At 72.1% G+C, this 1,337-nt stretch carries 1 protein-coding gene; it reads right to left on the reverse strand.

Annotation, left to right across the window (positions count from 1 at the left end):
* The coding region (locus ACWGH4_RS35100; protein ID WP_453467964.1) for a LacI family DNA-binding transcriptional regulator at positions 1-954 on the reverse strand (954 nt) is incomplete at its 3' end.
* Positions 955-1,337: the final 383 nt, after the last annotated feature.

The raw sequence follows: 1,337 nt of genomic DNA on the forward strand, positions 1-1,337 counted from the left end.
CACGTGGACGGAGCGGGCCGCGCCGCCGTCCAGCAGGGCGGTCAGCTCCTGGGCGGCGATCCGCCCGAAGGTCACCGGGTCGCGGGAGAGTGCGGTGAGGAAGGGATGGACCATGCGGCACAGCACCGAGTCCTCCCACGACACGACCGACACATCGCCGGGGACCGAGAGGCCGAGGCCGGTGACGACCGCCGCACCGGCGGCCGCCATCACGTCGTTGTCGTACACCAGCGCCGTCGGCCGGCTGCCCGAGGTGAGGACCCGGCGGGTCACGGCCGCGCCCTCGGTGTCGGAGTAGTCGGTGGGCACCGAGCGGACCTCGGCCAGACCACGGCGCTCGGCCTCCGCACGCAGTGAGCGGATACGCCGGTCGGTGTGGGCGAGCGAGGACAGGCCGGCGATGTGCACGATCCGGCGGTGGCCGAGCTCGTGCAGCCGGCCCACCACGTGGGCCATGGCCCCGGTGTCGTCGGCCCGCACCTGCGACAGGTTCGGATGTTCCTCCGGGAGACCGCCGATGACGACGCCGGGCAGGCCGAGCTCGTCCAGCAGCGCCGGCCTCGGATCCTCGGTGCGGGGGTCGACGACGAGAACGCCGTCGACCCGGTGCTCCGCCCACCAGCGCCGGTAGACGGCGCACTCGGCGTCCACGTCCTCCACCACCTGGAACAGCAGGCCGAGTTGGCGCTCCGAGAGGACCTCCTGGATTCCGGAGACGAGCTGGAGGAAGAACGAGTCCACGCCCAGGGTGGTGGCGGGCCGCGCGAGGACCAGCCCCACCGTCGCCGCGCCTTCCCCGGACAGCGCGCGGGCGGCGGTGCTCGGTCGCCAGCCCAGCTGCTCGGCGACCCGGCGGACCCGGTCCCGGGTGATCTCGGAGACGCCGGGGCGGTCGTTGAGCGCGAACGAGACAGCGCTCTCCGAGACCCCGGCGCGCCGGGCGATGTCCTTCATCGTCGGCCGCCGCGCGGGTGCGCGTCTGCTCGGCGGAGTGTCCTTGGCGGACGGGGTGCTGGCAGTCACCCGGACCCCCTTCCCGTGGTCCCCCGGCCCGTCGGCGAACCGGGCCGTGCGCATCCTATGGCCTGCGGCGGGCAAGGTCGAACGATCGCCGCCCATGACTAATGCGCTTGAGTCGTACGAGCCTAAAGCGCATTAGTCGATCAATGCAAGATTGCCGATTGAGGCGGCTGACCTGGGCTGACTCGCGGTTGAAGGGATTTAGTCGGCGAATCTGTTGACTTTCTCCGGCGGTGCAATGCAAGGTCTGCTGGGCAAACGGCCGCCGCCCGCTTCCGCGGCGCCGGCCGCCGTTGCCCGTCACGCGTCTGGTCCGA

The organism is Streptomyces sp. NPDC054847, assembly GCF_053610925.1.